Source organism: Pantoea sp. X-Soil-ISGK-285 (genome assembly GCF_059730815.1).
Map to the genome: position 1 here is coordinate 125,646 of NZ_AP035940.1, position 13,198 is coordinate 138,843.

14 protein-coding genes are annotated in these 13,198 nt (G+C 50.5%); 6 read left to right on the plus strand and 8 right to left on the minus strand.

The window, feature by feature from the left end; all coding sequences use genetic code 11:
- Positions 1-44: 44 nt before the first annotated feature.
- The 3 genes from feoB to AC6I8B_RS22375 all read right to left on the minus strand — a co-directional run bounded on the left by feoB (position 45) and on the right by AC6I8B_RS22375 (position 3,460).
- Entirely contained in the window at positions 45-2,372 is a 2,328-nt protein-coding gene (feoB, locus tag AC6I8B_RS22365; protein WP_157354202.1) for a Fe(2+) transporter permease subunit FeoB, read from the minus strand.
- On the minus strand, positions 2,372-2,596 hold the full coding sequence (locus AC6I8B_RS22370) for a FeoA domain-containing protein (protein ID WP_022624265.1): 225 nt from the start codon (positions 2,594-2,596) through the stop codon (positions 2,372-2,374). Before AC6I8B_RS22370 ends, feoB begins: the two co-directional genes overlap by 1 nt.
- A gap of 483 nt (positions 2,597-3,079) precedes the next feature.
- Positions 3,080-3,460, minus strand: coding sequence for a YgiW/YdeI family stress tolerance OB fold protein (locus tag AC6I8B_RS22375; RefSeq protein WP_010257071.1), 381 nt, complete (start codon positions 3,458-3,460; stop codon positions 3,080-3,082).
- A 1,011-nt stretch (positions 3,461-4,471) separates the two neighbouring features.
- On the opposite strand from AC6I8B_RS22375, the gene AC6I8B_RS22380 reads away from it, so the two are divergent.
- The 3 genes from AC6I8B_RS22380 (at position 4,472) to AC6I8B_RS22390 (ending at position 5,722) form a co-directional block, all read left to right on the plus strand.
- Positions 4,472-4,708: a YgdI/YgdR family lipoprotein gene (locus tag AC6I8B_RS22380; RefSeq protein WP_010257065.1), complete on the plus strand. Its 237-nt coding sequence runs from the start codon at positions 4,472-4,474 to the stop codon at positions 4,706-4,708.
- Between the two features lie 63 nt (positions 4,709-4,771).
- Positions 4,772-5,314, plus strand: coding sequence for a YfaZ family outer membrane protein (locus AC6I8B_RS22385; RefSeq protein WP_033770122.1), 543 nt, complete (start codon positions 4,772-4,774; stop codon positions 5,312-5,314).
- A 105-nt stretch (positions 5,315-5,419) separates the two neighbouring features.
- On the plus strand, positions 5,420-5,722 hold the full coding sequence (locus tag AC6I8B_RS22390) for a hypothetical protein (protein ID WP_029519489.1): 303 nt from the start codon (positions 5,420-5,422) through the stop codon (positions 5,720-5,722).
- 76 nt (positions 5,723-5,798) lie between these two features.
- Here the strand turns inward: AC6I8B_RS22390 and AC6I8B_RS22395 are convergent, their stop codons facing one another.
- The gene (locus AC6I8B_RS22395) at positions 5,799-5,960 is read right to left on the minus strand and encodes a DUF2256 domain-containing protein (protein ID WP_072101309.1); all 162 of its coding nucleotides are present in this window, start codon (positions 5,958-5,960) and stop codon (positions 5,799-5,801) included.
- 871 nt (positions 5,961-6,831) lie between these two features.
- Between AC6I8B_RS22395 and AC6I8B_RS22400 the strand changes: the two genes are divergently transcribed.
- Positions 6,832-7,233, plus strand: a complete 402-nt coding sequence (locus tag AC6I8B_RS22400) for an H-NS family histone-like protein (RefSeq protein ID WP_010257055.1) — start codon at positions 6,832-6,834, stop codon at positions 7,231-7,233.
- Positions 7,234-7,470: 237 nt separating this feature from the next.
- On the opposite strand, the gene AC6I8B_RS22405 is transcribed toward AC6I8B_RS22400, so the two are convergent.
- A complete protein-coding gene (locus AC6I8B_RS22405) occupies positions 7,471-7,908 on the minus strand; it encodes a VOC family protein (RefSeq protein ID WP_010257053.1) in 438 nt (145 codons plus the stop codon).
- Positions 7,909-7,976: 68 nt separating this feature from the next.
- Complete coding sequence (locus tag AC6I8B_RS22410) at positions 7,977-9,539, minus strand: sensor domain-containing diguanylate cyclase (protein WP_497816600.1); 1,563 nt, start codon at positions 9,537-9,539, stop codon at positions 7,977-7,979.
- A gap of 275 nt (positions 9,540-9,814) precedes the next feature.
- Between AC6I8B_RS22410 and AC6I8B_RS22415 the strand changes: the two genes are divergently transcribed.
- Positions 9,815-10,216 carry an H-NS family histone-like protein gene (locus tag AC6I8B_RS22415; protein WP_010671934.1) on the plus strand — a complete coding sequence of 134 codons (402 nt, stop codon included), beginning with the start codon at positions 9,815-9,817 and terminating at the stop codon, positions 10,214-10,216.
- Between the two features lie 91 nt (positions 10,217-10,307).
- Here AC6I8B_RS22415 and AC6I8B_RS22420 read toward each other — a convergent pair whose 3' ends face one another.
- Complete coding sequence (locus tag AC6I8B_RS22420; RefSeq protein WP_033781074.1) at positions 10,308-11,300, minus strand: GlxA family transcriptional regulator; 993 nt, start codon at positions 11,298-11,300, stop codon at positions 10,308-10,310.
- A 75-nt stretch (positions 11,301-11,375) separates the two neighbouring features.
- Entirely contained in the window at positions 11,376-12,155 is a 780-nt protein-coding gene (locus tag AC6I8B_RS22425) for an MBL fold metallo-hydrolase (RefSeq protein ID WP_010671936.1), read from the minus strand.
- A gap of 350 nt (positions 12,156-12,505) precedes the next feature.
- On the opposite strand from AC6I8B_RS22425, the gene AC6I8B_RS22430 reads away from it, so the two are divergent.
- The gene (locus tag AC6I8B_RS22430; RefSeq protein ID WP_031292291.1) at positions 12,506-13,174 is read left to right on the plus strand and encodes a DUF2268 domain-containing putative Zn-dependent protease; all 669 of its coding nucleotides are present in this window, start codon (positions 12,506-12,508) and stop codon (positions 13,172-13,174) included.
- The last annotated feature ends 24 nt before the right edge of the window (positions 13,175-13,198 follow it).

Below are 13,198 nucleotides of genomic sequence, written 5' to 3' on the forward strand. Positions count from 1 at the left end.
GAATCGCCGGCAGCGGAAAGAGTGAATGTCATCAGTACTTATTTTTACCGGGCAAAGCCTTTCTGCTTATCACAGCCGCCGTGGCAGCCGCTGCAACTCCCCTTTTCCTCCCTGAGCATGACCGGTATTGACTGCACCCGGCTTCCCGCTTTTCGCAATGCCAGCAGGATGATTCCGTTCAGCACCAGCACAATTATCAGGCAGGTCGCACTAAATGCAGGATGGTCGGCAAAAGTGACGGTCTGGTAAAACAGCGTGGCGGTGGTGTAGGCGATGTTGAGTCCCCAGAAGAATGAGAACATCATCCATTTTTTACCGGCTTCCCGCGCAATAGCCCCCATGACCGAGACGCAGGGAACATAAAGCAGGACAAAAATTAAGTAACTGTAAGCGGCAAAGCCACTGCCAAATTTGGCTGACATCACGCCCATCGAACCAGTCGCCATCTCACCATCGCCTTTACTGGCATCGATGGGATGGGCCAGCGCATCAATTCTGAATGCAGCCGTTAACCCCGCCCAGGTCTCTGTCAGCGCCTCTTTAAGCTCACCAGGCAGGTCAAAAGCCTGCGGATCAAATGGACTACTCTGGATTGCCTCTGTGGTGTAAAGGCTGTTGAGCGTGCCGACCACGACCTCTTTCGCCATGATGCCGCTCACCAGCCCCACTGTTGCCTGCCAGTTATCCTGAGTGACACCAATCGGCAACAGCATGGGAGTGATCGCTTTGCTGGTCGCCGCCAGCGCAGAGTGGTTAATGTCATTAACCATCTGGCCATTAAAGGCAAAGCTGCTCAGTACGCCAATCAGCATGCTCACCAGGATAATCACCTGTCCGGCTCGCACCACAAACATTTTCAGCCGTTGCCAGGTCTGCAAGAGCAGGCTTTTGAGGTGAGGCCGGTGATAGACCGGCAACTCCATGATAAACGGCGAGGCTTCTCCGCCCAGCAGGGTATGCTTAAGCACCAGTCCGGTCGCGATGGCCACCACAATGCCCAGCAGATAGAGGGAGAAAACCAGGCTGGAACTGTGGGTGTTAAAGAATGCCGCAGCGAAAACCGCAAAAATCGCCAGCCGTGCGCCACATGACATAAAAGGCGCAATCAACACCGTCAGCAGACGCTCACGCGGTGTATCCAGCGTCCGTGTCCCCATGACCGACGGGACATTACAGCCAAAGCCGACAATCAGCGGCACAAAGGATTTTCCCGGCAGGCCCAGTGACTGCATCAGACGATCCATCACAAAAGCGGCGCGCGCCATGTAGCCGGAGTCTTCAAGGAAAGCGAGGAACAGGAACATCAGGCCAATCTGCGGAATGATCGGCAGCACGGTATTGATACCGGCACCGATACCCTGCGCCAGGAAAACCGTCAGCCAGTCAGGGAAGTGGCAGACATAGCCCAGCCATTGCGCACCATGAATGAATATCGCCACCGAACTGCTGTCGAACAGTGGCTGTAGCGCAGCACCGATGTTAATTGAAAGCACGAACATTACATACATCACCGCCAGGAATATCGGAATGCCCAGCCAGCGGTTCAGCACAATTTTATCGATCCTGCGGGTCAGACCGGCGGGCATAGCCTGATGAATGTTACTCACTGCCGCGCAAAGGGTATTGATGGTGCGATAGCGGTAATCGGCAATCTGTACGCCGGTCTCTCCACCGGCCTGCTGCATAATCTCGGGCAAATGCGGAACCAGCGTCGGACAAAGTTTCTGACTGTTGATATCCCCTTCCAGCAGTTGCAAGGCCAGCCAGTAGCGTTTTTGTGGGGCTATGGCGGCGGGCATCTGTTGGCAGAGCTGCTCAATGGCCGTTTCAATCGCGGCCGGATAACGTACCCGTTCCGGTGCGCGGTAAATATGGGGCTGGTCAATCAGCGCTTTGAGCTGGGCAATGCCATCACCTTTGGTTGATGTCAGTGAAACGACCGGACATCCGAGATGAGCTGACAGTGCTGCGACATCAATAGTGATGTTCTGGCTGGCGGAAATATCCTGCATGTTCAGGGCGACAATGCAGGGTACGCCCAGTTCCAGCAGCTGAAAGGTCAGGAACAGATTACTTTCCAGACTGGAGGCATCGACGACGTTAATCACCACATCGGCGTGATCCTGATAGAGATACTGGCAGGCGATGCTCTCATCTATCGAGCTTTCAGCAGATAGCGTTGTCAGCGATCGGGTGCCTGGCAGATCAATAAGCCTGACATCTGACTGCGCGGTAAAAAATTGACCCTCTTTGCGCTCAACTGTGACGCCAGCCCAGTTCCCGACCCGCTGTCGGGCACCGGTGAGCTGGTTAAACAGCGTGGTTTTGCCGGTATTAGGATTACCAATCAGCCCGATGGTTATCTTCTTCATCAGACGATTTCCTCCAGGATGATGTCATCCAGGTCACGCTGCCGCACCGCCAGGCTGACACGGCGGGTAGAGATCTGCACCGGATCGCCCATTGGCGCCACGCGAATGACCTCAATAACTGCGCCGGGAAGCATGCCCATTGTCAGTAATTTCTGGCGCCAGGCGGAATTTACCGATGGCTGATAGCCAAGGATCCGGTAGGTGCTGCCCATATTCATTGCCATATCACGCCCTGCCTAAAAGTAAGAAGCACTCATTCTATAAATGATACTCGTTTCGGTTTTTGATCTGGCATCGGGCAGGCAGAAGAAAACTGCCGTCAGGGTCAACGGCAGGTCAACAGCGCATTAAATGGGGGTTCTTCCAGGCGCGGGTTCAACAGTTAAAGGCGGATGTGGAGAATGTTGAATCATTCCCGCACTCTACATTTAGTTACATCATTCAATGTACCGTAAATAACTATTACGGCCCTTTGGGCCGTGCGGGGCGGCTAGTCAATGAGCACTCGGATTCACAGAACGGCTCCGTTCAGGTTTAATCAAAAAAACCAATCTGGCAGGATATTGCCGGTAACGTAATCTGCTCAAATAGGGTGTTGTAACTAAATTGCGGCCGCTGTAATGAAAGAAAGGCGTCCTGGAAGGATCATTTTCACAATGGCAGTGCCCTGATTTTCAGGCCACCACCAGGTGATGAGCGAATAAGGATTACTTAAGAACCCGAACCGTTTTTACATCAATCTCAACACTGTTCCAGTCTTTATCAACTTCACCTTCAAGACGGACTTTATCACTCGGTGATAACGATTGTCCCATCCAGCGCTTGTCATCAATATCGACATTAATCGTTCCGGTAGCATCTTTGAACTCATAAAGTTCATGCCCCACTTGTCTGATGATGTTACCTTCCAGAACGACCCATGCGTCATCACGCAGCGTCTTAACCTGAGCGACAGAAGATACGCCGGGTGTCGGACCTTTAAATCCGCCCTGAGAATACCCCTGCCCTGCTGGATTAACAAAACCTTCCTGTGCAGCAACTCCAAAGCTCATACCGGCAAACAATGCTGCTAAAAGAAACTTTTTCATATTTATCTCCGTTAAAATTGTCGGGCTAATTTACGATGCAGATCTTAACGGGATCTTAAGAAAATTGATTACCTCCATGTGTTTTAAAAATGTAATGAGCATGATGCGCACGATAAATCCGCATCAGAAAAACAATCAAAGTTAAATCCATGTTGTTAACAAAATAAATTGATAGATAAACAGTTACGTGAGAGCTGAACTTTTAACATTCACTGTATTATGGTCATTGTTACGCTTTCACTTTGCATCATTTCTTATAAATCCCATAGCTAACATGTCTGTTAACAGATATTATTTCCTGGCATAGATATATCCCAGTATTAAAACATTATGTATCGCAGTTTTGCTCATTAACTATTTTTTTCTTTTTACAACCACTCAACTGAGTGGTTTTTTTCTATGCCTGGTTCCCGATGATAGTAACAGAACCCAGTAACGCTGCGTATGCAGTGTATCGACAACGGCTCCCATTCGGAATACAGCCCTTTCTGGCATTAAAAGGGGAAGAATGTTGCCTGATACTGTCTGAAAATGCATAAACAGAAGAGGAGAGTGGTTAAAGGCCGATATGCTTTGCAACTTTCTCAGAGAGTGGTGATAGCCTGATGCCCACCCAAACTGACAAGAGATAAAGGAGCATGCGGAATTTACCGATGTTCGGAGATTCGCCAGCGTGAGCCTACGAGTAAATCAGTTTAATTCAGTCTTTGAGCATCAGCCTGTTCTTCTTTCAGATTCATTTTTGCGGATTCGCGCTTAAGTTTCTTTTCCTCTACCTTGCTGGTTTTCTTCCTGATTCTCTCAGTACAACCTTCTGCCTTCGCTTCCGCAAGTACTGGTGGCAAAATAATCAATACCCGCCATGGTTGCTTACTCCTGAGCAACCCATGATATTGATCCAGATCATTATCATCCTGATAAAGAGGCAAACAGCCGGATTGTTAGCATGTCGTTTAACAATCACAGCGAATAATGCCGCATCTTCTTAAAAAGAAACGACAGGAAAGTAAAATGACATCTTTTAATTCTGGCAAGAAATTCGCTTTTGCTATTGCGATGATAACTTCTGTTATGTCCCTTTCCGCCTGCTCAAGCAATTATGTGATCTCCACCAACGATGGGCACATGATTACGACTCATGGCAAACCCGCAAAAGATAAAGAAACAGGCATGATCTCTTATAAAGACACGGATGGAAACATGCATCAGCTACAACAGCACGATGTTAAAGAGATTGTGCAAAAGTAAATCTGCTTTAATAGCACTCTTAATCATTATCCTGAAAATCTGATTCTGTGGGAAAACTGAGCAATGAAAATTTCTGTAATTGGCTTTGGCTTATTATTGTGTGCATCCTCCTCAGCCATGGCCATTGGCCTGAATGCCGAACAAAGTAAAAACACCTCGGTACTGGACGCAGAAATCGGCCGTTCATCCGGCGGGCTTTATGTTGATGGCCAGTGGATCAAAAATACAGCGGATGGTGTTCAGATTGGTCAGGCGGGTACCGGTTATAACCTTGAAATTGGACCGGTGATGCTGACGGCTGGCGTTAAAGCCGCTTACATCGGCGGCAAAAAAGGAGATAACGGCGTTGCGTTTCCTGTTGGCGGCGGTGTGAAAATCAATCTGCCCGCTAATTTTGCGTTGTATGGAGAAGGTTATTCCGCCCCGGAACAGCTGACCAACAGCGTTAAGAATTTCGTTGAGGCCAATGGCGGTGTCAGCTGGTCACCTGTGGATCCACTGGTTTTAAAAGTGGGCTATCGCTATGCGGGTGTTGATGGCAAAGATGGACGTCCGGGTCATACCCTGATCGATGGTCCCTATATCGGTGGCGGCCTGACATTTTAACGTCGGATGACTCTTCCCTTTTTTTGTGGTGAGGAAACCCTGCCGATCGGTTTCCTTACTCAATCACTCGTCTCAACTCAGGCGGGGAGCACTGAGAAACAGATTATGAAACCTCTTATGCTGATGTTATTTACTCTCTGTCTGACCGGATGTGTGCAGTATAAATGGGTCAAGCCAGATGCATCTGAACAGCAGGAAACAATAACGGAAACAGCCTGTCGGGCCCAGGCACTGCGGGATTTACCCCCTGACAATGTCGTTAGCGGTAAATACACCTCAAAAGACAGTAAATATAAAACCACTGACACCGATTACTCCACCAGCGACGCCAATGAAAGCCAGCGAGAGATACTGGTTAAAGATTGTATGTTTAAAAGAGGCTGGCAACAGATCGAGGTACAGCAATAGCCCCATTCCCCTGACTGAGGCCAGGTCAATCCCTGGCCAGCTTTGATCAGCGTCAGAGGTCAGGTTCAGGTTTTATTTATGTATCATCCTCTTGCCGATCAGTACGCTGCCGCCGGCACCGTTCCGAGCAATACAACACCTCGTCCCAGCATCGTTCCCACTTTTTTCGCCATGACATCGGTTTATTACACGTTTTACAGTAGCGAACCGGTAATGACTTTTTATTGCCTTTGAACACGCCAGTCTCTCCTGAGAACCCCTTATAACGCTGACAATAGCGTCTCTTATAGAGTTTAGCTTGCTTGTGAGTAAGTATTGGGGCAATTGAGATCGCACTGTTTACCGCTCCATCGGCGCATAAGGCAACATGGTACCCGGATGATGTGGCTCAGGTTTCCTTGATTAGCGGAAAGCCTCTCTGGCCCCATACGGCGGCTAAAAAGTCATTACGCCCGTAAATAATCAATCCAGGGTCATACAGGCCACGCGTGATTCTGACTGTTTTATCCCCCTTTACTGGGGTTTGTCTCTCCGGGCTTTTAAAACAAAGCCATAACCCGTCTGGTGATGATCGCCTTAACCAGAACGTTATTTAAGTGATAAATTAATCTGATTTCATGGCCTTAGATATTGTCTGAATAAATCAGCCGCCTGATGGTTATTTTTTAGTAATTTTGCTATGCGTCCTTTACAACCCTATTATGGTGGCCTCATGGACATATCCAGCCTTATCTGGAGAAGTATGCACGGTGACTGCCTCTCGGAACAAAGCAGGTCCGCGATTAGCGAAGCGATTCTGCTGGAAAAGCGGCGTGAAAGCCTGGTTTATCCATAACGTAACTAAATTATTGAGCATCATCAGATGAGGCACCTTTTTGACATTTTGAGCGAAGAGTGTAAAAAAAAGAGTAACTTTACTTTTGTTTAAGGGTCTTACGTTAATTACAGTTTAAACTCTTTGAGAAAGCGATTAATATGTTGGCGTTGAACTATCGGTTCTGTATTTTGATTCTTCGAAGGCAAGCATCTTAAAAAAGCAGGTCTGACGAAAAGCATCAGCGTGAACCCGCTCTGTATTTTATTATCTGAACATGACTATGGTGACTTTGATGAGTGACACTCTCAACAGCTTGAATAATATCCGTACCCTTCGCGCAAACGCTCGCGAGCTTGACCTTGCTGCCCTGGAAGAAATGCTGGAAAAACTGTCGGTTGTGGTGAGTGAGCGACGTGAGGAAGCACAGGCTTCTGAAGCAGCTAATCGTGAAAAAGCTGAGAAACTGGCAAAGTACCGTGAATTACTGTTGCAGGAAGGTATCGATCCTAACGAACTGTTAAATGGTATGCCGACTGCACCAGCCGTGAAGAAAAAACGCGCGCCTCGTCCGGCTAAATATCAGTACACCGACGAAAATGGTGAGGTTAAGCAGTGGACTGGCCAGGGCCGTACCCCATCTGCTATTAAATCTGCCATTGATGCAGGTAAATCGCTGGATGATTTCCTGATTTAATCCAGTATGCATAATGAAACACCGCCTGCATCAGGCAGGCGGTTTTTTCACCATAAATGGTCAGGTTCAAGCATCTCAATTACCGGCCAGCCTGTACCCTTTCCTTTCTCATCTTGTTATTGTCTCTCCATCCATAATCCTGCTCAGGCGTTACCCTGAACTCAATAACTGAAAAGCTTTACGCAGTCACGCAACAGGTAATGGGTTTCATTCTGTTCTCTCAACCGCTTTATTTATTCAGCGATTGCGTGTGGCGGCTGTGATAATTTCCAGTCCGATCTGCTGACCATAAGAGAGCTCTAGCGTATTGCCATCAGGATCGGCAAAAAATGCCCAGTATCCGACTGGCACACCAGATTGCTGCGCGTCGCGTCGCAACACACCTTCGAGCCGTGCGAGTGCCACTTTTTCATCTATCTCTTCACGGCTGCTACAGGCCACCCCTATATGACCAAATGGACCCAGCGGCGTATCTACACTGTTGTCAGATTGCACCAGCACCAGCGCAAAAGGTCGGGTTAAATCCGACAGCCACGCCACTTTCTGTGCTTCAGGAATGCCAGGTTCACGCTGATGTATCACCTGCATCCCGGCATAACGCTGATAAAAATCTACGCTCTTCTCTAAATCCCGTACCTGTAAAGCAAGATGAGTGAAACCGGTATCGTTTGACATGGCCGCTCCCTGTTTAAGTTGAGCAGTCACCATGCCACAGGCAGGATTCAGGATTTGATCACGGATGCTCAGCCGCTACGTTCTTCACACATGGCCTGGTTACGCCCTGCCCGTTTCGCGTGATACAAAGCCTCATCCGCGCGCGCTATCAGCGATTCTTTTTCCTGTTGTGAGTCTGAAGCAAGATAGACGGCGCAGCCTGCACTCAGGGTGACGTGCTTTTGCGGCAGTTCCGTGGTGAGATGCGGCATATCGAGCCTGTTAACGGCGTCGATGATCAATTCAGCGAAGTTCAAGGCGGCTGACAACGGCTGTCCGGGCAGAATAATGGCAAACTCTTCGCCGCCATATCGGGCCGTAAGTTCGTTTTTGCGGCGGGCGGCGTTTTTCAGAACAGTAGCCACTTTTTTCAGGCAGTCGTCACCCGCCACATGGCCGTAGGTATCGTTGAAACGTTTAAAATAATCGATATCGAGCAGGATTAATGACACCGGCTGGCCACTGCGCTCCGCGTTCTGCAGGCATTCAGTCAGCATGTGATCAAAATGGCGCCGGTTGGCAACACCCGTCAGCCCGTCACTCTGTGCCAGATTTTCCAGTGCGCGATTAGCCGCGGTCAGATCATCGCGTAATCGGGTCAGCTCAAGCTGATAACGCAGCGTATGCCGTGCCTGACGCAGTACAAATGCACCCAGTAAAAGAATAACAATCAGCAGCGCCAGGCTCAGAATCAGATCATGTACCCAGCTCTTGAGCCAGTGGTTAAACAGCGCGCGCTTGTCATATCCCGCGGCCACCACCAGCGGGTATCGCTGTGAGCGGACAAAGCCAAAGATGCGTTTTTTACCATCAAGCGCAGCGGTCCACTGACCGCTGCCTTTATCCGCATGGGCCAGCATCCTGAGGAAAAGCGGACTCACTGAGAGGTTTTTGCCGATGTAGCTATCCGGCATCGGACGGGCGTAAAGCACGGTACTGTCTGCCAGCATCAGTACCAGTACATCGCCTTCGCTAAGTTCATAATAGCTGTAGAAACGGCGGAAATAGTCCACTTTGATGGTGGCGAGTAAGACACCCCGAAAGCCGTTAAAGGCATCGTTCACACGCAGCGTAACCGGGATCACCAGCTCGTGAGTGGTGCGGCTGCGAAGCACCGGGCCGACGTGCAGGGTATCGCGCGGGCTGGTGCGGTGATAATCGAAATATTCACGATCGGAATTATTGATGTCAGGCGGTATCCGGCTCATAGAAGTGGCTATCCATTTCCCCTGCGCATCATAGTAGAACAAACCGTGTAGTTGTGGCAGGTGGCTCTGCAACAGGCGCATCGTCTGGCTCAGCGCCTCGCCATCTACACCGGTTGTGGCAATCTGCTTTTCGAGCTCGCGTTGCACCTCGCGCAAAGAGAGCTCGGTCTGCAAAAATGTATCGTCCGCCTGGCGCGCCTGTGACAGTGACAGATTAACCGCCGTATCTTCAGCTTTATCGACGGTTTCATTCCAGTCTTCCCGCAGCGTCCACACATTTAAGCCAATCACCGCCACGCTGAGCAATACGCCTGAAAGGATAATACTTCTTAGCAGCGGCGAGATTTTTGGCGCTGAACCCTCATTTTTTTGGCGAAACTTCATGCCTGTCCTTAATAAACCCTGTTGACTGATTTAAGCACAGTTAATCAAAAGCAAAAATGCAAATCCCACAATCCTGTTTCAACAATGATAATCCGCAATTAACCAGCAGATTTCGCTTAAAATTTCTTCTTTGGTGGTTCAACCAGCACCCTTAATAGAGGATTAATAGCGAATAAGGCTACACTAGCGCTTCAAATATCACGTGGGTAAATGTTACCCTTGCCAGCTGAATAATTTGCACTTCATTGATTAATTTGAGTATTTGAGGATTTGTTATGAGTAAGAACCTGAGCAGCCTGAACAATATCCGCACGCTTCGTGCAGAGGCGCGCAATATGGCTTTAGATATGCTGGAAGAGTTACGCCAGAAATTAGAGACCGTGGTAAATGAACGTCGTGAAGAGGAAAACGCGCGAGCAGCGGAAGCGCGTGAGAAAGCAGAAAAACTGGCGTTCTACCAGGAGCTGTTAATGGAAGAAGGGATCAACCCGGCGGAGCTGGTGAAGAGCGCATCCCCCTCGGTAACCGGCAAAAAGAAACGCGCAAAGCGTCCGGCGAAATACCGTTACAATGACGAAAATGGTCAGGTTCGTTACTGGACGGGTCAGGGCCGAACGCCCTCCGTAATTAAGGCGGCCATTGAAAACGGCCAGTCGCTGGATGATTTCCTGCTGTAGTCGCATTTATTTCTGCCGGAATAGTGACCGTCATTACGCGGGAATATTCCGGCAGGCAAAGTCACAGGCGCAGAAATTCATCCGGGCCTGGTCACTCATCGTCCTGTCGTAATGTCTCATCACTCATCACCGGATGCGGCCCCCGAAATGTCCGGCGCCACTCGCTGGGAGAGACGCCAAACCGGGATTTAAAACGCTGACGAAATGACACGGGCGAATCAAAACCCGCCTTTTCTGCCACACATTCAATGCTGATGCCGGTGGTTTCGAGTAATAGCTGGCTGCGTTGCAGACGCTCTGCTGTCAGCCACTCTCCCAGGGACATGCCTGTCGCCTTGTGAAAATGACGCGTCAGCGTTCGCCTGCTCATGCCAAGCGTCCGCGAAAGTGAGTCAAGATCCTGCGGCTGATGCAGATTCTGTCGCAGCGACGCCAGCAACGCGTTGATCTTACTGTCACGCGTTGTTTCCGGAACCGGCCGCTCAATGAACTGCGCCTGACCGCCTTCACGGTAAGGCGGCACCACCATGCGTCTGGCTACCCGATTAGCCATGGCGCTGCCATAGTGGTGACGGATGATATCCAGGCAGCAGTCGATGCCCGCCGCGGTGCCGGCAGAAGTGATCAGACGAGTGTCCCGGGTATAAAGAGCATTACTGTCGAGGTGAACCTGCGGAAAGCGCTCGCAGAAGTCACGCTCAAATTCCCAGTGAGTGGCAGCACGATGCTTATCGAGCAAACTTGCATAAGCCAGTACGTAAGTGCCCAGACATAGTCCAACGATCTCTGCGCCGCGCTGCCAGGCTGCCACCAGCTTATCAAGCAGCGCCTGCGCAGGTTTTTCAGCCGGATTATGCCAGTAGGGCACGATAATAATGTCCGCCTGATCAAGCGGGTCAAGACCCTGTTCCACCGTAATTGACAACCCCATCTCTGAGATGACCGGGCCTGGTTTCAGTGCGCAGATATCGACATGAAACAGATCCGGCTGCGGCAGGGCTGAGCCGAACAGAATACAGGGAACTGAAAAATGAAACGGACTAAAACCGGCCGTTGCCAGCACCGCGACTCTCAGAGCAGCCATCCTCTCCCCCTTATTGTGTGAAAGCGTAGTGTTGAGAACTCACGGCACAATTGTGCCGGTTTAGTGCCACGACGCTCAGAACGTCATTGTTTCACCATCTTCCGGGATCAGCACCTGGTCAGCAATACCCTGTTCGGTAGTCCAGGCTCGCAGCTCTGCGCGCGTCAGCAAACAGTGGTTGATCGCCTCCATGTGTGAGGCAACCAGCGTTGCGTCAGGCAGGATATTCAGCGTGCGCTGGGTATCCTCTTTTCCCATGATAATCGGCCCATAGAGATCGTTGGTTGCATTGCCGATATTCATTACCACCACCTGCGGCTGAAAACGTTGCAGCGCTCTGACATAGGGTTTGACCCATACGGTATCGCCAGCTATATAGAGGGTTTTTTCTGCCGGATGGGTAAAGACCAGGCCACAGGCGTCACCCAGAATATCGCCCATCACTTTGTCGGCATATAACGCATTGCTGCCGTGCTGACCGTCGGTTTTATAAATCGTCAGGCCATCAACAAACGGATTCTCATCCTGCAGCACGCGAACATTTTCAAACCCCTGCGAACGAATCAGCGCTGCATCCGTTTCATCCTGGCTGTAGATCATCATCGTCTTCGGCACTAGCTGCTGCGCAGCCTCATCCCAGTGATCCATATGCGTGTGAGTAATAATCACCGCATCGACTGCCAGCAGTGCAGCGACCGGGACAGGCAGCTCAACCATCGGATTTCTAAGATGCGGACGGGCATTTCCGGCAAACCCGGGCCAGGCCTCTTTTTCGGCCAGCATCGGGTCGATCAGGAATTTTTTGCCTGCATAGTCCAGTAGCAGGGTGGCATTACGAATCTGGGTCAGCTTCATTTTGGCTCCGTAAACAGTTTCAGTGAAATCAGCCAGGCTTACTGGCTACCATAAGATCACTTTACGGCACTGTTTACCTGCGCGTGACAGGCTCAGAGGACAGTGTTCGATGGAAACGGGCCAAACTGCACTATTTTCTTGTGGCAGGGTATCTATCGGTGCTGGCGTCGCGACGAGACAGCCCTGAATGTTCAGGAATGTCAGGCGTTCCGGAAGTTGCTTTTAACTCTTTACCGACAACGATAACGCTTTCTTCCGGTGTCTGTTTAAAGCATTGCCGGTTAAGGTATTAGTAGCTCTGGCGGGTCCCGGACCTGTGTTCTGATTATCAACCTTTGACAGGAGAGTTTGTGAACGACTTATGGAAATTGCACTGGCTGGAGGCATCGGGTGATGTTGGGCCTTATAAATCGTCAATAGTCAGGGCCGCTGAGCTCGCCTGCGAGCACCTCTCCTCCGTGACACGTGTCCCTCGTCTGGATATTCTGGTTCAGTGCATGCCGGAGGCAGTAATACCTGAAACCGGTTTTGCAGGCCGGGCTTACGGGCCCACCCTGTTCGGCCTGGCCATTGACCCGGCAAATCCGAATCTGCCCGGGATGCTGGAAAATGGCACGCTGGTGCGGCATATCGTGCATGAAGTCCATCACTGTTTGCGAATGCGCGGGCCGGGATATGGCTGGACGCTGGGTGAAGCGCTGGTCAGCGAAGGTCTGGCGGGTCAGTTCGTCTGCTGGCTGCTTAAAACGGCAGCAGAGCCCTGGGAGCAAGCCATAGAGCTAAGCGAGTTGCAGGCTAATCCAGTGCCGCTGACCACGCTGCAAAGTCCTCATTATGATCATTCTGCCTGGTTCTTCGGCACGGGTGACTTTCGCCGATGGTATGGCTATACGTTGGGCTACCAGATGGTTGCCGCATGGCGACGTGATAACGCGGAATGCGCTACAGAGAAATGGTTCAGCGTGACAGCCGATGAGGTGATTGCCGCGGGGCTGGCTAAGGGATTGCTGACAAATTGAGGATAAAAAAATGCCGCAGCAGGC